The following is a 19381-nucleotide window of genomic DNA, read 5'->3' on the forward strand; positions in this document are numbered from 1 at the left end:
TGGCTTATGCTACGCAAGATAGCCTGCTAACCCGTAACCGTTTGCCATTTGCGCTTAACTTCAAACTGACTCAACAGCAAACCGAAGAAGGATTTTTCAAAGGTGCAGCTGTTGGCCAATATTATCTTGCCAAGAAGAAAAAATTTGTAGAAGAATGGGGTGAAGTAGTAGAACCGATCGCCCTTACTTATTATACCATGCTTGATGTTGGTAATATGTTGTTGTTCGATCCGGCTAATGCCGTGCTGAAAGATCGTTTGCGGATAGGTGCTGAATCTTTGCTGAAATGGCAAAAGCCTGATGGCAGCTGGGCAGTGGCTTACGACAGGCATACGGAACAAGAGATATTTAAAGATATAAAAGATCTTCGTCCAACATTTTATGGGCTTATTGTTGCCTACCGGATTTTGAAAGATGAAAAATATCTCGCAGCAGCAAAAAAAGGAGCAGACTGGCTGATCAAAGAAGCCGTCAATACCGGTAGTTATCTCGGTGTCTGTGGTGATGCCAGATACGCGCCAGACTTTGCAACCGGGCAGTCTGCGCAGGCATTTCTCGATTTGTTTGAAATCACGAAAAACCAGTCATATAAAAACGCTGCTATAGCAACGGCCAGGATCTACACTGCTTCGGTCTATACACATCCGGTTGCCAGTCATCAAAAGAAAATGGTGAATGGTATTGAAAGAGAAGATTGGGAGATCACGCAATCCGGTCTGAGCTTTGAACACGGGGGCATATTTGGTTCGTCCAATAGTAATGGTCCTATCACCTTAGCGAGTCATGCCGGCATGTTTGTTCGCATGTACCAGCTCACAAAAGATAGTTTGTTCCTCGATATGGCTCGGTCAGCGGCAATCGGGCGGGAAGCATTCAACGATCCTGCAACAAGCGTTGCTTCATACTACTGGCGGGCGATGAACAAAGGTGCTGGTCCTTATCCACACCATGCCTGGTGGCAGATCGGATGGATCACTGATTACCTGTTATCTGAGGCGAATATGAGATCTGCTGGTCAGGTAGCTTTTCCAAAGGGTTTTGTAACTCCAAAGGTTGGTCCGCACCAGACCTATGGATTTGAGAATGGAAAAATCTTTGGTGAAGCGGTTAAATTAACTACAACAGAAGGTATGGTTACCTGCGACAAACCACAGGTTGAATACCTGGTTGGTAAATCACCCGATAACAAAAAGGTCTTTGTAATAGTGATGAACAATAGTGCGACCTCATCAACTGGTTCTTTAAGCTGGGGTGTAAAAGCAACCTCGTTTAAGAAGGTTGTTATCAAGGATCAAACGGGCAAAGCAATTTCAAATGAAAGTGCAAATGCAAACACGACAATTGACCTGGAGCCATTTGGTTTGAAAGTGTTGGTGCTGGAATAACATGTAATGCTAAGAGTTTAACCAATAACAACATTGATAAAATTTATCATCAATCACGAAACCTTGACATTAGGTTCAAACTTTATTATCAATCACGAAACCTTGACATTAGGGGCAACTTTATTATCAATCACGAAACCTTAACAGCAGGTTCAATGCTTATCATCATCGCGAAACCTTAACAACAAAAAATCTTCTAAAAACGAATCGCTCTTAACCAGGAATACATCATTAAACGCTATATAAAAATTTTAATACGCGATAAGTCACAGGAATATGTGGCAAGTCTGAAATCCAACTAAAATATTTCCAACTAAAATATTATTGATGAAATCATTGCTGATCATATTTTTCTTTTTCACTTTTTGCTTTTTGAATGCACAGGATAAGAATGCACGGGATAAGATAGCTGCACCAAAGGACGGCACCGAGTATATACACGGCGAATGGAAGTTCAAAACAGATCCGAATTCCAAAGGAGAAACTTCGGGTTGGTTTGATGCTTCACTTAATGATCATGAATGGGACCTGATGACCGTTCCAGGTAACTGGGATCTGAAGAATGAATATGCTAATTATGTCGGTACCGCCTGGTATCGCAAAACCATACCAGGAAATGCTGCCTGGCAGGGTAAAACCATCCGCCTGCATTTTGACGGTGTAAACTTTGAATCGAAAGTCTGGATAAATGGAAAGCTTGTAGGATCCAACAATATTGGTTACCTCCCTTTCGAATTTGACGTGACAAAATTTCTTAATCCTTCAGATTCCAATACCATAGTGGTAAGTTGTAACAACACTTTCCGCTTAGGTGCAGTCTGGAACTGGGGTGGCATAAGACGTCCTGTTAAATTGATAACTACCGGTAACGCATATGTGAAGGCTCAGTATATTACTCCAACAGTTGATCTTGATAAAAAAACAGCCACGGTGGCGGTTCGGGTGGTTTGCCAGAACAGTGGTTCTGTAACACAAATGCTTGCAGGAGAAGTAATATTGTCAGCCGATAATGGCCTGAAAAAAGTTTTGCCATTTACTGTTCAGGTGGAAGCTGGTAAATCAAGTGATGTAATCGTGCGTGCGGCGTTAAAGAAAGAGGAAGTTCATCTCTGGAACTGTGATGATCCTTATCTATATACTTCGCAGGTTATCTTAAAAGATGGAAATGGTGGGGCATCCTCCGTCAGTGCAAGGGATAACAACCATAATACAAGTGCTAAAGCTGTCGTGATTGACAATCCAGGCTCAAATAGTGCTCCGGAGGCAGGTAATGCAAAGGCCAAAAACAACGCTGATTTGAGAGCTGGCACCGGCATTCGAAATGGTTTCATCAACAGATTCGGCTTACGCAAAATTGAAATAGATAATAAGAATTATGTCTTCAAGTTAAATGGAGAATCGATTCGTGTAATGGGATTTAATCTTGTTCCGGACGACAGGACCACTGGCAGTACATTACCAACCTGGCGCATCAAACAGGATGTAGACATGATGAAATCACTCGGTGCAAATTTGGCCAGACTAACACATCTGCCTTTGCCCGATGAAATGTTTGACTATCTCGATGAAAAAGGTATCATGGTATTTCCCGAGATCCCGCTCTGGGGTTTTGATCAGCTGGTAGATAAAAACAATCCAATACCAAAGCAATGGTTGCAGAGAATGGTTGATAACTATTACAATCATTCATCCATCATTGGATGGTGTGTTGGAAATGAAATCGGCGAATCGATGGGTGTGATGGAATATGTGGAAGATGCTATCAAATTTGTGAAGTCGATCGATACCACAAGGCTTGGAGTGATGGTAAGTCATACTGCAAACCGGCCAAGAGACCCGGTACAGTATTCGGACCTCGGCCTTGTGAATGGTTATGGCGTTGGAATTGGTGCCCGGGCAGACAGGATTCATGGCTTACATCCACAAAAAACATTGTTTTATTCCGAATATGGTTATGGCCAGCTCGAGGAAGATCTTGATGGTGATGTTGATGCAAAAGGAATGATCGATTCGATCCGGTTCAAACCTTATCTCATTGGTGGCGCATTATGGACCTTTAATGATTATCGCAGCAGCTTTATCGGGACCAAAGAATTTTCGCAGAACCGGCCCTGGGGAATAGTTGATGTATTCAGGCGCAAGAAAAGAGCCTGGTATTCATTTCGCAGGGAGTACGCTCCGATCAGGGGAGTGAAGATTACAAAAATTGAATCCAACGAAGGCTACGCTGCGAAAATCAGTATCACCCCGCGTAAGCTGCTGGACCTCCCGGCTTATCCCCTGAAAGACTATGTATTGATCTGGCAGGCGTTCAACAATGCTGATAAAATCGTAGACGGTGGTTTCGCAAAACTGCCACTTATCATGCCGGGCGGCGCTGACCTGGAACAAGCCGTAGGATTTAAGTCTGTCGGGGATGTTTCGTCGCTGAAGATCGAGCTGTTGTCGCCAGGAAATTATTCAGTGTTTGATACCACTATACATTTTAAAGCTCCTGAGCCACCGGTTATTGGGGCAGCGATCGGGGTTAGGACAAGGCAAAATGATACTTCTGCAAATTCAGGTGGCATCCGGATCTTTATTGACCGGAAAGATGATGTTACTCTTTATAAAGCTAAATATGGTGCCGGCGATTTATCGCAAGAGACGCCTCTGACTTTAAACAGCCATATTGATATTTCAAAACTTTCTTTTAATCAATCTTACCAGGTGGCTTTGGTTGCTGTGACTTCTTTTGGTGAAAGTAAGTTGGGTGAAACAAAAAATATAAGGGTTGATCCCGGTTATGCACCACCGTTAGTATATTATACGGAAGCAGCAGATAAAGGATTTTTTGTTGGATATAGTACCGATAACGATGACTATGTTTTCAAAATCCAGTACACGCTGAACAAAGGTGATTATGCCAATGCAAAAACAATCCAGACCAGCGCAAAAGGAGTGTTGTTTGTGCCTGGACTGGAAAATGGGAAACAATATTTCTTCAGGATGAGCCGCATCAAGGATAATAATTATACCACCGGCTGGTCAGAAGAGCAAAGCATAACGCCGGATGGTAACCAGGCACCTGTGAAGCCGGTGATCCAGGGTTTGATTCGTGCTGGTAATGAAGCTATCATTGTTTTTGAACCGGTTAAAAAAGCGATTGGTTATACCCTTGAATTCAGGCAAAAAGGGGTAGGTGACTGGAAGCTGATGGATATCAATACAGCTGAAATCAGACATATCCGTGTACCTGGTCTGCAGAGTAAAGTTTATGAGTTCAGGTTAGCGGCTTTGAATGCATGTGGTCAATCAGCGTTTACGGAAATCGTTTCGAAATAATTGGAAATCGTTTCGAAATGATTGGAAGTCGTTCAAAATGATTGGAATATCAGAATTATAAATATCGGAACCATAAATATTGGAACTATAAATACAGGAAATTATGTTGAGGTCAGATAAAACACCGGGTAGGAATTTGCCGGTTCAATCTTTAGAAAGCGACTTAGTGGTTGTTGGCGGCGGCCTTTCAGGGGTTTGTTGTGCAATAACAGCGGCGCGTGCCGGTACAAAAGTGATACTGGTGCAGGACAGACCCGTACTTGGCGGTAACTCGTCGAGCGAGGTGAGGCTTTGGGTGCTGGGTGCAACTTCGCATATGGGTAATAACAATCGTTGGGCGAGAGAAGGTGGTGTGATAGATGAGATCCTGGTTGAAAATACTTATCGCAATCCCGAAGGAAACGCAATCATTTTTGATACGGTTTTGCTTGACAAGGTCGTATCTGAACCAAATATCACATTGCTGTTAAACACAGCTGTTTACCAGGTTGATAAAAAAGATGAACAAACCATCAGTTCGGTAAGGGCGTTCTGTAGCCAGGGCCAGAATGAGTTTGAATTGAAAGCGCCTTTGTTTTGTGATACTTCGGGTGATGGTATCGTTGGATTCCTGGCTGGTGCAGCGTTTAGAATGGGAGCAGAAGGCAAAGAAGAATTTGGTGAGAAGTTTGCGCCGACCAAAGAATATGGCGAGCTGCTTGGGCATTCGATTTATTTCTATTCAAAAGATACAGGCGTGCCTGTGAAATTTGTGCCGCCATCTTTTGCGCTTACTGATATCAGTAAGATCCCCCGCTACCGCAGTTTCAATGCTAAGGAATATGGGTGCCGGCTTTGGTGGTTAGAGTATGGAGGCCGGTTGGATACTGTGCATCAAACCGAAGAAATAAAATGGGAGCTCTGGAAAGTTGTTTATGGGGTCTGGAACTATATAAAAAATTCAGGTGGATTTCCTGAAGCAGCAAACCTTACCCTGGAATGGGTTGGAACTATACCCGGCAAAAGGGAGAGCCGCCGTTTCGAAGGTGATTATATATTAAAGCAACAGGATATTGTTGAACAAAAACAGTTTGATGATGCGGTGGCCTTCGGTGGCTGGAGCATCGATCTGCATCCCGCGGATGGTGTGTTCAGCGAAAAGCCAGGTTGCAACCAGTGGCATGTGAAGGGCATTTACCAGATACCTTACCGTTGTTTGTATTCCCGCAATATTGATAACCTGTTTATAGCCGGTCGTATCATTAGTGCCACACATATCGCCTTTGGTTCAACCCGCGTAATGGGTACAAGTGCGTATACCGGTCAGACTGTTGGACAGGCCGCTGCATTTTGTACAGAGCGAAAACTCTTGCCAAAGGAACTTGTTGACGAAGTGCGTATGAAAGAGCTCCAAAGCCGGCTCTTGGCCAATGGTCATTTTATACCGGGGATACATATCGAAAACGGCAATAGCAAGTCTAACAGCAACGCTGCTGCCGAAAACGGCAATGGCAAGTCTAACAGCAACGCTGCAGATACTCAACAGTTTCCTGCAAAAGATCTTGTTCAGCAGGCAAAGATCACTGCCAGCTCTGCTCTTATTCTTCACGAGCTTCCGGAAAATGGTCCGCAGGTTGCAATTAATGAATCCATGATGCAAATGATTCCGTTGCGCATTGGACATGTCCCGGAACTTGTTTTACATGCATACTGCGACACAGCAACTAATCTCGAAGTTCAACTGAGGAGAAGCCACAACCAGTTCAATCATACACCGGAAAATATAATCGAAAGGTTGACCATCGGTTTACACAATGGGCGTAACTGCGTTCGGTTAAACTTTGATCATCACTTTGATGAAGATGGTTATTTTTACCTGTGCCTGATGAAAAATCCCGCAGTGAAGGTATGCCGCTCGCGTAATAGGGTAACGGGTGTTTTATCGCTTTTCAACGGTATTAATGCCGCGGTTTCTAATTTTGGAAAACAGGAGCCGACGGAAGATATCGGGATCGACGCCTTTGAATTCTGGTGCCCTAAACGCCGACCGGCGGGTGAAAACCTTGCCTTGAAGTTTTTGAAACCGATCAATGTTTTTGAAGTTGAAAATATTCGGAATGGAATTACACGCCCAACCAATCTGCCCAATGCCTGGGTGGCAGATTTTTCCGATAAAGACCCAAGGATAACGCTTGAGTGGAAAGAGAACACAACGATCAGCCAGGTTGTATTGAGTTTCGATACTGATTTTGATCACCCGATGGAATCAGTACTGATGACTCATCCTGAAAATATAATGCCTTTTTGTGTCAGGAATTATCGGTTGGAAGATGAAAACGGGAATGTTATATTCAGCAAGGAAGGTAACTATCAAACCAGGAACATTATCAACCTGGAAAAACCTGTTGCTTTAAAAAAGCTGTCATTATATATGGAAGCTCCGTCTGAGAATATCCCGGCTGCGTTGTTTGAAATCAGGTGCTACTAGGAAGGTAATTCGATACGGCAAGTCTTAAGGTCAGATTTTAGTTCTCCTTAAGACGTTCATAATAGTAAGGACGTTCATAATAGCAAGAATCCAGATTCAACAACTCGCTAATAGCGTGAACTCTGATTCAACAACTCGCTAATAGCGTGAACTCTGATTCAACAATTCGTTAATAGCGTGATCGCTGATTCAACAATTCGCTAATAGCATAAACCATGATTCAACAATTCGCTGAAATTATTTTCATTGAAAAAAGACATCAACTCAACTAATGAATCCAGCAATAGATACCTACGTAATTGTAATTTTTTCTGTTTTTATCATGATAATCGGTTTCCAGTTTTCCCGAACCGGTAGAAACCTGAAATCATTTTTTGCCGGAGGCGAAGCTGTGCCCTGGTTTATCGGTGGTCTTTCCTTATTCATGAGCTTTTTTTCAGCAGGTACTTTTGTGGCCTGGGGTTCTATCGCTTATAAATATGGCTGGGTGGCCATCACGATTCAATGGACCATGTGTATAGCCGGTATCATAGTAGGTTTCCTCATCGCACCAAAATGGAAAGCGACCGGCAATCTCACTGCTGCCGAATTCATTAAAGAAAGGCTGGGAGAGAAAGTGCAGAAAAGTTTCATCTACATTTTTATGTTTGTGTCGCTGTTTATCAAGGGTTCGGTTTTGTATTCTGTTTCAAGGTTAGTAAGTTCTTCGCTGGATTTTCCACTTATGCCCACGACATTGGTACTTGGTATTTGTATGATTGCTTATACAGCAGTGGGTGGTCTATGGGCAGTGATGGTTACTGACATATTACAATTTGTAATCCTGACTGCTGCCGTGTTTATCATTATACCTTTGGTATTTAAAGAAGCGGGAGGTGTAGATCAGTTTCTTGCAAAGGTGCCTGATGATTTCTTCAATGTATTCAATGGTGAATATACCTGGGCTTTTATGCTTGCATTTGCCATGTATCATATCTTTTATATCGGTGGTAACTGGACCTTTGTGCAACGATATACCAGCGTAGATACCCCGAAGTCTGCCTCAAAAGTAGCTTTCCTTTTTGCTGGTCTGTACATCGTGAGCCCGGTATTATGGATGATTCCGCCGATGGTTTATCAATCTATCAATCCTGGTTTGGTTGGACTCGAAACCGAAAATGCCTATTTGATGGTTTGCAAGCAGGTGTTGCCTGCCGGGCTGATGGGATTGATGTTGACAGGCATGTATTTTTCAACTTCTGCTTCAGCGAATACCGCGCTTAATGTGGTATCAGCAGTTTTCACAAATGATATTTATAAAGGCACTTATAATCCAAATGCTTCCGATAAAAAGCTGATGCAGGTGGCGCGTATTTCAAGCTGGTTGTTTGGATTTGGTATGATCATCATCGGGCTGATGGTTCCATATATAGGAGGTATTGTTGAACTTACTTTAAGTATTGGTGCCATTACGGGAGGCCCCCTTCTCGCGCCCCCCATCTGGGCATTGTTTTCGAAACGTTTGAATGGCAGGGCAACTATTATTATCACAGTGGTGAGCCTATCGGTTAACCTCTTGTTTAAAATTATATTGCCATTGGTAACCGGCTTGAAACTAAGCCGTGCGCAGGAGATGTTGGTTGGTGTGCTGCTGCCTGCCCTGATGCTGGCTGCTTATGAATTGTATGCGCGAAACAAAGGGCTGATCAGCGAAGAATATCTTGCTTATCAGCAAATGCGTAAGACGCGTAAAGAGCAGGCCCTGGCGGTTACGAATGAAGAGGCTTATGAAATAAAAAAGCAAAACAAGTTTGGATTGAATGTGATTTCATTTTCATTGTTGTTTATTGCTTTATTGATGTTTATTCTCAGTCTTGTGACTTCAAAAGGTGGTGTTGTTGTCGGTAGTATTTCAGTAGTTATTTTATTGAGTGCGTTTATCCCTTATTTCAAAGCAAAAAAGATCGCATTGGTTCGTGAAAAAATTGTTGAAGAACGAAAATTGCCCCAGCGTCTCTAGGGTAACGCGACGGGAAAAAAGCTCAACAGGTATTATTTAATCTCAGCAATTTTCCTGTTGATTAGTTTGCGCATCATCTTTGTCCGCTCGGGGCTCTTGACTTAAGGGGCAATGAACTATCAGCGCCAAGTTCGGACAGGTAGTGGAACAAGGACAATTGTTTTGCGGTAGGGGGAAGCTGAATTTGTTGGAAGCGAAATTGTTTTCGGCTGGAGCACCAGGTTTGCCGGCGCAATAATTACGGTCTTCGACATAGGTTAAATAGGTGTTGGTACAGTGTAAAAAAAGCAATTCTTTCAGGATTTTGCAAGTTTCGGGCAGGCAAAATGCGCTTGTTTTTTTCCAAATATTTACACATATGATAAAAAATAAAGCCGCGATGATGGACTTTACATTCGCGATGATGGCCTTTACATTTTTGTCTCAAATGCGACGGTATTCTGATCAAATTGACCAGCGATCTGGTGACCGGGGAACTCTTTAAATACACGATTTTCAAAATGACCGCTATTTCAGTCATTTTGACCAGACTTTGACTGAAATAGCGGTCATTTCCAAAACCTGTCTATCGAACGCTTCATTGACCTTGGGATTCTTCATCAATTAGATGAAACAGCCGCTATGGCAAAAACTTATTCCCACAAAAGTTATATTGACATCTTTTCTGAATAATTAGGCGACCGCATATTAGTCGACCGCATATTAGTCGACCGCATATTAGACGGCTGCATATTAGACGGCTGCATATTAGACGGCTGCAAAATTAAATGATATTCTGTTAAATGATATTCTGTTAAATGATATTCTGCCTAATTATCCGCCTGGCCATTTTTTAAACTCCGGAGTCTTATATTTAATGTTCAAGCGCATCAAAATAAGAAAATGAAAAAATACCTTCTGTCCTTTCTTGTCTACTGTTATGTTGGTTCATCAGTGGCACAAACACAGCCCGGATATTTGTCCGGTTACACTCCGTCCCAGGAAAATCTTGCACAGAGAGAAACATTCCAGGATAACAAGTTTGGCCTATTTATCCATTGGGGCATTTACAGTATTATGGGGAATGGCGAATGGGTGATGCACCAGCAAAAAATCCCATATAAGAATTATAAAAAGCTTGCAGATTTTTTCAAGCCTGAACAATTTAAAGCAAAAGATTGGGTAAAGATGGCAAAGGCTGCAGGCATGAAATATATCACCATCACTTCTCGTCATCATGATGGATTCAGTATGTTTCGCACTAAAGCCTCACCATATAATATTATTGATGCCACACCATACAAAAACGATCCGATAAAAGAACTGGCCAGGGAGTGTTTGAAAGAGGGAATAGAATTAAATCTTTACTATTCGTTGTTAGACTGGGGCCGGGAAGATTATGGATTTGGAAAATCCATAGTCAATGGAGCTCCTCAGAACACGGACTGGAATAGTTATATCAATTTCATGAAAACACAGTTGACCGAACTGATTACAAATTATCCGAATATCAGGGGCATTTGGTTCGATGGGCATTGGGAAAGGAAAACTGCTAACTGGCATTATGATGAGATTTATACCCTTATTCACAAACTAAATCCCAAAATATTAGTTGGCAATAATCACCATCTTACACCTTTCGCAGGAGAAGATTTCCAGATGTATGAAAAGGATTTACCTGGTGAGAACAAAGGTGGTTTCAGTGCTACTTCGAAGGTTGGTAACCTTCCCCTTGAAACCTGCGAAACCATTAACGGGAGCTGGGGGTTCAACATAAAAGATACCAGCTATAAAAGTGTAAAGACGATCATTCATTACATAGTGAACGCTGCAGGCAGGAACTCGAATTTCCTGTTGAATGTAGGGCCCATGCCTAATGGCAAAATACAAACCGAATTTACAGATACATTAGCGGCAGTCGGTCGTTGGATGGCCAGTAATGGTGTTAGCATTTATGGTACCAGGGGGAATCTTATTGCACCACAGCCCTGGGGAGTAATTACCAAAAAAGATAAAACCTTGTTCATTCATATTCTTAAACAACCGGAGAGCGCAGAGATCTTAATACCTGGATTGAACGAAAAGGTAGGCGGTGTTCAACTCTTAAAGGGGGGCAGCAGGTTGGAATATAATCAAAATGCCGAAGGACTGTCCATTAAAACGGTAAACCTAAAACTCGATTTATATGACACGGTAATCCAGGTTAATTTGCAATAGCGTCCGGAAATTAATAAAGCAAGGAAATGGATCAAGTCAATTGAATAAAGCACCAGCAGAATTCCAGCATTTACTCTGCTGCTTAAATGACTGTTTTGTTTTGTGTAATTTGTAAATGGATTCTACCAATGATTCTGCGCGGATAGTGTTGTTCTTTTTGCCCGTTGGTACGACCGTTTGGAACGACCACGAGGGTATCTTAAAAACGTAAATTTTAAAATGACCGCTATTTCAGTCAAAGTCTGGCTGCAATGACTGAAATAGCGGTCATTTTCAAAAAGTGTAAAATAAGATACCATCGGGGAGCCGGTTGTGCCCCGCAATTGTAAATCTTGAAAATTGCCTTATTAGGTTCTACCCATAACGCAATTGTTAGCTCATCTATTCAGTTCATTTAAAATCAGATCGGCGATATCAAACCTGGGAAAATCGCCTTTGTTATTTAAAAGAATGATGGTAATCTTTTTGTCAGGCTGCCGGATCATCATTGCATAAAACCCAGGCTCGGTACCAGGATGATATTGGATCTCGTGCCTGGTGCCCGCATCGAAGACTCCGCGATCTAACATCCATCCATAACCGTAATCTGCATCCCACTCTTTCCAGTTAACCCGCGGTTGAAAAATTGATTTCCTGGCTTCAGGAGAAACTAAAATGCCAGCCGAGATTGCGCGATTATATAATAACAGATCGCCTGTTGTTGAACTGATACCACCAGCACCGGTTATGTTTTCAATCGGGAAGCTGATCTCAGGCTCTTCATTAACATAGCCAATTGCCATTTGCGATAATGCTGAAGATGATAGTGAATCAGAAGATGCTAGCGAATCAAAAGTTGCTAGTGAATCAGAAGATGCTAGCGAATCAAAAGTTGCTAGTGAATCAGAAGATGCTAGTGAATCAAAAGTTGCTAGTGAATCAGAAGATGCTAGTGAATCAGAAGATGATAATGAATCAGAAGATGATATTGAAGCTGATGTGCCTGAAGAAATCTGACTGCCATGTTCTGTTAATCCAAAAAAACTTGACTTCATGCCTGCCAGCACAAAGATCTTGTCATGCAATGCCTTCGCATAAGTTAATCCCGTGATTTTTTCAATGATCGCTGCCAATACCACATAGCCTGAATTCGAATAATTGAAAACAGTGCCTGGCACAAATTCAAGTGAATCGCTGCAAAATAATTTTACTAATTCAGGAGTTGTATACTTATTAAGAATAATCTTTGCCAGGTAATCTTCATTATTTGTGTAGTTGGGAATTCCGGATTGATGGGTGAGTAATTGCTCAATGGATAAATGACCATGAATATAACCCGGCAAAAATTTGCCTACCGAATCGGTTACCTGGAGTTTCTTTTCATCTGCCAGTTGCATGATCAACATCGCAGTGAATGATTTGGTCGCGGACCCGATCCGGAACTGTGTATTCACATTATTTTGAATGTTCTTTTCTTTATCTGCCGGGCCAAATGATTTTGAATATAGGATTTTCCCATCGTATTCAACCAATGCAGATCCGTTGAAGCGGTTCATTCTATGATAATAACCAAGAATCGAATCAATACGAACCCTTCTATCTCCTTTGATTTTTAGAAGTCGCTTTTCCAATTCCGCTTTGAAATTCAGCGTTTCATTATTTTGATGAATTATAAGCGCAGCTGAATCAACATCAAACTCGGGAAGGATCAGGTTATATTCATCCCAGAAAGGATCAATGCTATCGCTGATATTTTTGCGAACCGTCATTTCCATGAAGCGGGTCGGTCGCATCAATTCTTCACTTTCGAAAGGCATAGCACCTGAAGTATCAATTTTTGTAACCAGGTAATTGTATTTCATTCTTAACGGGTCAAGTTCGAAATGTTCCTTACCTCCCATTATATGCCAGAGTGTGGTCTCCTGTACATGGCCCAGGTAATATTTGTCGCCATATTTTTGATAAGTCACCTTGAAACTGTCCTGCAACATGTCAATGCGTAGTCTTGCCAGTTTCATGAGCAGCTTCGGAGCGCCCGGGAAGCTCCAGTATTTGATCCCTTTAGGACTTAGCCTGAATGAAAACTCGAGAAAAGCCAGGCTTTGTGCGTCAATAATCATCCTGCCCTGGTTCAAAGATTTACGGATGCCATCTTTCTGATCGAAAAAGACAACATGAGCTTCCACTCCATTGTATTGAGTTATGCCCTTATAAGTGAATTGGTATTGTTTGATACCATTTTCATGGATGATGTCCGTTGCATTTGCATTGCTTACGATATCTATATCGAGCAGGCCTTTTGGCGAAGTTCCAAAATGAAAATCATCATTGCCGTTAAATGCAGTCAGGTCCTTGTCGACCCGGGCGTTGATTAATTTGACCTGTTTGTTTTTTCGCGCATAGTTGGCATTGTAAATCTGGAATGCGGCTTCAGACATCTGAACGATCCGTTTTTCTTCAGTGCCGGTGAGTCGATAAAAACCATGCATCAGATAAGGCCTGTTGGCATAGTTGTCGGGGATCTTTTCAATGGCTTTTTTCACCAGGGCAAGCGCATCAGGCACTTTTACAACAACCTCCTGTAACTCCATTGTTTTCGGTTGAAGTTTGATGATCATAAAGCTGCCGTTTTGTTGTATGATCACGGGCTGGAAACCGACATGCGAAATCAACAGGCTGTCGCTGGAGGCGGTGACAGGAATTTTCAGCAGGAAATCACCTTTTTCATTGCTCATAGTGTTGATGCCAAGACGGGGATTGCTGATTGTGGCATAACTAACCGCTTCACCTGATAGTGCATTGATGGCACGTCCTTTTACAACAGTGACCTTGATTGTTTGCGCCAGGCAATTATTTAATGTGAGAAAGGCTGCGAAAATGAAAAAAGTAAATTTTAGATACATAGGCAGGTTGTGGAGTGTGTTATGAATTTACTGCCTATGATTTAATTGAAATTGTTTGTTAAGAATAATTAACAGGCGGGTCATAAGATTCTTTCTAAATTAACCTGTAACCGGGAAAAGAAAAAGGCAACTGAAAAGCAGTTTCGGAAGGTTACCAGGGTGATATTGTTATTATGGTGATATTGTTATCAGGGTGATATTGTTATCAGGGTGATATTGTTTGCCTTTTAAAAAGATAGTTTTCGTGGACAACGAATTGCCTGGTATGTATGTCATATATCAAACCATTGTTATGAAACGACTTGCTGGTGTTCTCCTGCTGATATCGGGTCTTATGGCTTGTGATAAATTGCATCCCGGCAAGTGTGGGGATGAAAAATCACCCCTGACCGGTAAATGGAAATACGTTGAAGAATTTATATCTACCGGGGGGGCCGGTACCTGGAACGCGGTAGTTCCTGGAGGTCAAACAATTGAGTTTAAAAAAGATGGCGGTTTCTCTGGTTCAGCCAGTTTTCAGAAAGAAGGCACCCGGTATGAATTGCTTGACAAGGACCGGGTCAAAATCTCTCCGGCTCCCAATGAAGTTGGTTATGTGATCATGGGTTACACCCTGTCCGATGCCAACAACCAGTTGCATTTAATTCCGCTTGAACCCTCAAGATGTATTGAAGGCTGCTCCAGCAAATTTATACGCGACTAGTAACGATATGATCGTTCTGGCTGTCGCGCCGATAGGAGCAGGGTTATATCATTAACAAAGATGAAGCCTGGGATTTGTCATTAACAAAGATGGAGCCGGCGTTGTGTCATTAACAAAATGAAGATGTCCTATTCTGCCAAAGGCTTTCAAAATGCCTGGGTTTATTTTTAAGTATTGTTACCATTTCCTACAGTAACATCGACAAATCACCAAATTGAACATATGGCCAGGTCGATTCAACGATTTTTCGCAAACAATCATATGGAGATGCTACTGGTTACCTGGTATATACTCCATCTACCGCTGCTTATTCTATTTATCATTTACGACGTTGGATATTATTATTTTGGAGCTTTAATACTTATTTCATCAGGCTTTTATCACTTGGTTAAAAGAAAGGGCAACAGGAAATCCCTGGCTACTTATTTTGTTGTTACCATCATTGGATACATCTTTATTATCGTAATGATCCTAAACCTGAAACAACCAAAACAGATAATTTCAACGGATCAAAACACGAGGTGGTTGATTGCCAGTAAAAATCACATCTAATAGCATCATGTATTAAGGTTAGATGCATATCTATCATTACATCCCCGTAACCGGCAAATTTGTATTCCTGATATAAGGTTGTTGTTTGATTTGTTTTTCAGTTATGGGAGTTATAACCTGTTCTTCATAAGCCTGATCTTCGAAATAAGATTTTTCAACGAGTGCGATCACTTTTATAGTAACATCAGCATAACCCAGCAGGTTCAGATTTTCAAAACAGATATAATAAGATCCCTGGCACTGATCAGCGGTTGTGAATTTCCGATAACCACCAAACCCTTTCCCATCATCAATATAACGGAACGGTTGTTTTTGCATAAACAGGTCTCGGTTTGCCTGGTCTGCAATAAAATAATTAATCTGTTGGCCGGTTTTTGGTAAAGCGAGATAAGTAAGATTGTTATTAGCATAAGCACCCAATGGTGTGTAATAGTCCATATTCTGGGTACGAACTGTGCGCTGGTTTTGCTGCCAGGCACGGGTTGCTTCGGGTCCAACGCCCACCCAATATGCCCAGCTTACAACTCTTGTTGTTTTATAAAGTGTACGATTGTTTATTGGTAGCGAAACCACCACGCTGGTCCTGTTTTCAATCTTTTGTTGAGAGTTGATTTTTTGAATCTCGTCAGAAATCAATTGCTCTTCAACTTCCGATCTCACCAATACTCTCTTTGTTCTGGCAATATAGGAGGTATCATAACCTATCACGACATCGGTGGTATATGATTGCCAGACTGTATCCTGTTTGTTGATCCAGCTAACAGATGAATTGAATCTTTCTGTTGCTGCAGATGCTGGAACACGTTGAATTTTTAATTTGCAGATCCGTTTGGCCAGGGATGAGTTCTTCAACCTGAAAATGAACACCCCTTGCTGGCTAACTATTATCTCTTTATTTTTTACACTCGCCGTTTTATAGTCTGAAAATCTTGAAAGGGTCGGATATTCTATGATCTCAATTTCCTTGACATCCTTGCCATTTTCTTCCAGGAAGTTGAAGATAATTTTATCACCTGCAGCAAAACCAAACATCAGTTCTTCTTTTTTTCCTCCACCCAAACGGATTGTCTGATCCGTTACATCAATCAACTTTGGCGAATAGGGTAGGGTTATCTCACGTGGTACTGCAGTAACAGCTTGTTTTTCTTTTAACAGGCTTACCGCGGTATTGGCAGATGATTCCTCTAACCTGGCTATGGTTTGATTTGAAGGTGTAGATTTCAAGTTGGTTACCGCAGCTGTCGATGATTTCGCCGTGGATGTATTTGCAGTGACCTGGTTTGTGCCGGCAGGAGCTGCTTTTGCTGGCGCAGCGCTAACAGATTTACTATCTGTTAAGCTAGTGCTTGACGGTTTAGTGCTAGTTGAGCTAGTGTTTGACGGTTTAGTACTTATTGAGCTATTGCTTGACGGTTTAGTGCCAGTTGAGCTAGTGTTTGATGGTTTATTGTTTGTTGAGCTAGTGTTTGATGGTTTAGTGCTTGACGGTTGAATGCTTGCTAATTTGGCACTAGTTGATTTTGCGCTACTAGTTGGTTTTGCACTGGTTTGTGCTGTGTTTGTAGGTTTTACGCTTGTTTGCTTTATACTTGTTTGATTGGTGCTTGTTTTTTTAGCACTCGTTTGACTCAAGCCTGACTGACTGGTCTTGGTTTGTTTAACACTTTTTTGATTCAGGCTCGTTTGTTTTGTGCTGGATGTTTGACTCAGGCTCGTTTGTTTTGCGCTGGATGTTTGAGCGCTGCCTTGTTGAGGATTGATTGAGACTGCACAAAGCAGAGTCAACGCAAGAAGTTTGGTTTTGGGCATAGGGGTTGGTTTGGATTTGTAATTCCTTCATCAAAAAACTACTTTTTTGTCGTATTTGCAAGTCAGGCGGAAAATTTGGTTAGATCCGGCCTGTCTGATTGCCTTTAATTAGCCGGGAACAGGGATTTCAACAATAGGGTTCGATAAGTGGAGGACAGTCATTTTTTTGAACTTTTAGGCAACTAATTTGGGCCTTCTTTTCACCGCTTTTTCAACACCTTAAATAGTTTTTTTGACATCAGTGACTTGTATTTTCCCCACTAATTCAGGCCCGGTAGGGATCGACGATACCCTGCAAATCAGGGGTTTTCAAAATGACCGCTATTCCAGTCAATCTCCCATACTTTTGGCTGAAATAACGGTCATTTTGAAAAACAGCCAGATTCATGTTGCACCAACCACTAAGGAAATCCTGATTGCATTGGGGGAAAGGATCAGATTTCGCAGAAAGCTTCGCATGATAACTGAGACAAAGCTCTCTAATAACGCCGGGGTTGCGCGCTCAACGCTCCAGGGGATTGAAAAAGGCAGCCCGGGCGTTTCTATCGGCGCCTATATTCGGGTAATGTATATGCTTGGAATGGAAAGGGATCTGCTACTCCTTGGAATAGAAGATGAATCAGACAGAATTTTGCTGGATAAAAGTTTAAAGGCAAGGTCTAAAATGTTCTAAGCATTGAAGGTTTAATATGTTCTAACCATGGAAGGTCTAAAATGTTCTAAGTCTGGATCGTGCAATGCCAAAAATAAAGAAGCTGATGTCAATCATTTCAAAATCAATGCACAAAGGGGTGGATCATCATTTTATGCCAACCCACCACTGGCTGAAAACCTGGGTGCTATCCTTCAGATTTACCAACTCACCAATAATTGGTGTAACCAGCGGGATATTTGATTGCTTGTTTAGCTCCGACACTTTAATCAAAGGTTCATCCCAGGCATGATTGGCCATCGCAAATTTGGATGAATGCACAGGAAACAATCGCTTCGCTTTCAGGTCTTTTGCAGCTTTTATCACCTCCCCGGGCAATAAATGAATGTATCTCCATTTGATATCGTATTGACCGTTCTCCAGGACGGCAAGGTCGATCGGCCCAAACTTCTTACCAATGTCTGCAAAATGAGTATCATAACCGCTGTCTCCACCGATATAAATCTTCATCGTCCGAGAAGCCAAAACATAGGATAGCCAAAGCGATTTATTGGCCGAAAGACCACGGCCGGAAAAATGTCTTGCCGGCGTTGTATGGACAACAAAACCGCTATCCAGCCTGATCTCTTCATTCCAATCCGATTCAATGACCTGTTCTGGCCTGAATCCCCAGAGTTCCAGGTGGGCACCCACACCAAGGCCGCAAAAAATCTTACCGGTTTTTGAAATCAGCTTCAACAAAGTGGTATAATCAACATGATCATAATGGTCATGGGAAATAAAGATATAATCGATGGGAGGTAAATCATCCGTCGTATAACGATCTGTTCCGGCAAAAGCCTTGTTAGCCCCAGGTACCGGCGAAGCATCTCCACTAAAAACCGGGTCGGCCAGTATCCGCTTTCCATCCAGCTGGATGAAATAAGATGAATGCCCAAACCAGACTAGTATATCCTGGTCTGGCGACAAATGCAACAGATCCGTTTTCATGGAGGGAATCTTATCATCCGGCTTCCGCCTTTTAGTGTGTTTGAATATAAATTCATACAGCACCTCTGTATAACTATAGCCCTCGGTTATCTGCGGTGTATGATGAATGTTTTGAAATTTACCATCGTGGTAATTGGGCGATTTTTTAATTCTTTCCAACCGGTTGCCTTCGGCCAATTGACCAAACTTATCCTGCCGCATATAAAAAAAAGTGGCAATAATAAATAACATGATGATAGAGAAGAATACTATCAGGATGCGTTTGAGAATTCGTACACTTTTTCGCGCCATAATGGTAAGTTATTCTAGCTAGTCGATTAAGTCAGGAAGATATTGTAATGCAAGGTATCCATGTGAATGGGAAACCCATTTGAATGAGAACCCATTTGATGGGAATCCAGGTTAATTCATATCCAGGTTAT

General features: G+C 41.9%; 12 protein-coding genes. 9 read left to right on the forward strand and 3 right to left on the reverse strand.

All coding sequences use genetic code 11. From position 1 onward, the window contains the following. The 5 genes from VK664_RS13430 to VK664_RS13450 all read left to right on the forward strand — a co-directional run. A partial coding sequence (locus VK664_RS13430) for a glycoside hydrolase family protein (RefSeq protein WP_461399184.1) occupies nt 1-1385 on the forward strand: 1385 nt, incomplete at its 5' end. Nucleotides 1386-1712: 327 nt separating this feature from the next. Further along, nucleotides 1713-4709 (forward strand): sugar-binding domain-containing protein, encoded by a 2997-nt coding sequence (locus VK664_RS13435; RefSeq protein WP_461399185.1) that lies wholly within the window; start codon nt 1713-1715, stop codon nt 4707-4709. 103 nt (nt 4710-4812) lie between these two features. Beyond that, entirely contained in the window at nt 4813-7176 is a 2364-nt protein-coding gene (locus VK664_RS13440; protein WP_461399186.1) for an FAD-dependent oxidoreductase, read from the forward strand. Between the two features lie 271 nt (nt 7177-7447). Continuing rightward, nucleotides 7448-9175, forward strand: coding sequence for a sodium:solute symporter family protein (locus tag VK664_RS13445; protein ID WP_461399187.1), 1728 nt, complete (start codon nt 7448-7450; stop codon nt 9173-9175). Nucleotides 9176-10057: 882 nt separating this feature from the next. After that, nucleotides 10058-11371 (forward strand): alpha-L-fucosidase, encoded by a 1314-nt coding sequence (locus VK664_RS13450; RefSeq protein ID WP_461399188.1) that lies wholly within the window; start codon nt 10058-10060, stop codon nt 11369-11371. A 377-nt stretch (nt 11372-11748) separates the two neighbouring features. Here VK664_RS13450 and VK664_RS13455 read toward each other — a convergent pair whose 3' ends face one another. After that, nucleotides 11749-14253 (reverse strand): serine hydrolase, encoded by a 2505-nt coding sequence (locus tag VK664_RS13455; RefSeq protein WP_461399189.1) that lies wholly within the window; start codon nt 14251-14253, stop codon nt 11749-11751. Nucleotides 14254-14545: 292 nt separating this feature from the next. Between VK664_RS13455 and VK664_RS13460 the strand changes: the two genes are divergently transcribed. Beyond that, nucleotides 14546-14956: a hypothetical protein gene (locus VK664_RS13460; RefSeq protein WP_461399190.1), complete on the forward strand. Its 411-nt coding sequence runs from the start codon at nt 14546-14548 to the stop codon at nt 14954-14956. A 222-nt stretch (nt 14957-15178) separates the two neighbouring features. After that, nucleotides 15179-15508: a hypothetical protein gene (locus tag VK664_RS13465; RefSeq protein ID WP_461399191.1), complete on the forward strand. Its 330-nt coding sequence runs from the start codon at nt 15179-15181 to the stop codon at nt 15506-15508. A 36-nt stretch (nt 15509-15544) separates the two neighbouring features. Here VK664_RS13465 and VK664_RS13470 read toward each other — a convergent pair whose 3' ends face one another. Beyond that, complete coding sequence (locus tag VK664_RS13470) at nt 15545-16732, reverse strand: hypothetical protein (RefSeq protein ID WP_461399192.1); 1188 nt, start codon at nt 16730-16732, stop codon at nt 15545-15547. Nucleotide 16733: 1 nt separating this feature from the next. Between VK664_RS13470 and VK664_RS13475 the strand changes: the two genes are divergently transcribed. Together VK664_RS13475 and VK664_RS13480 are read left to right on the forward strand one after the other, a co-directional pair. Further along, the gene (locus VK664_RS13475) at nt 16734-17000 is read left to right on the forward strand and encodes a hypothetical protein (protein WP_461399193.1); all 267 of its coding nucleotides are present in this window, start codon (nt 16734-16736) and stop codon (nt 16998-17000) included. Between the two features lie 549 nt (nt 17001-17549). Next, nucleotides 17550-17990 (forward strand): helix-turn-helix domain-containing protein, encoded by a 441-nt coding sequence (locus VK664_RS13480; RefSeq protein WP_461399195.1) that lies wholly within the window; start codon nt 17550-17552, stop codon nt 17988-17990. Between the two features lie 126 nt (nt 17991-18116). On the opposite strand, the gene VK664_RS13485 is transcribed toward VK664_RS13480, so the two are convergent. Beyond that, on the reverse strand, nt 18117-19250 hold the full coding sequence (locus tag VK664_RS13485) for an MBL fold metallo-hydrolase (RefSeq protein WP_461399196.1): 1134 nt from the start codon (nt 19248-19250) through the stop codon (nt 18117-18119). Nucleotides 19251-19381: the final 131 nt, after the last annotated feature.

Origin of the sequence: Flavitalea sp. (assembly GCF_035489435.1) — a bacterium.
Lineage (GTDB): Bacteria > Bacteroidota > Bacteroidia > Chitinophagales > Chitinophagaceae > DATHKG01.

Coding starts and splice junctions, on each gene's coding strand:
- VK664_RS13435 (WP_461399185.1), top strand. CDS start 1,713: ATGAAATCATTGCTGATCATATTTTTCTTTTTCACTTTTTGCTTTTTG.
- VK664_RS13440 (WP_461399186.1), top strand. CDS start 4,813: ATGTTGAGGTCAGATAAAACACCGGGTAGGAATTTGCCGGTTCAATCT.
- VK664_RS13445 (WP_461399187.1), top strand. CDS start 7,448: ATGAATCCAGCAATAGATACCTACGTAATTGTAATTTTTTCTGTTTTT.
- VK664_RS13450 (WP_461399188.1), top strand. CDS start 10,058: ATGAAAAAATACCTTCTGTCCTTTCTTGTCTACTGTTATGTTGGTTCA.
- VK664_RS13455 (WP_461399189.1), bottom strand. CDS start 14,253: ATGTATCTAAAATTTACTTTTTTCATTTTCGCAGCCTTTCTCACATTA.
- VK664_RS13460 (WP_461399190.1), top strand. CDS start 14,546: ATGAAACGACTTGCTGGTGTTCTCCTGCTGATATCGGGTCTTATGGCT.
- VK664_RS13465 (WP_461399191.1), top strand. CDS start 15,179: ATGGCCAGGTCGATTCAACGATTTTTCGCAAACAATCATATGGAGATG.
- VK664_RS13485 (WP_461399196.1), bottom strand. CDS start 19,250: ATGGCGCGAAAAAGTGTACGAATTCTCAAACGCATCCTGATAGTATTC.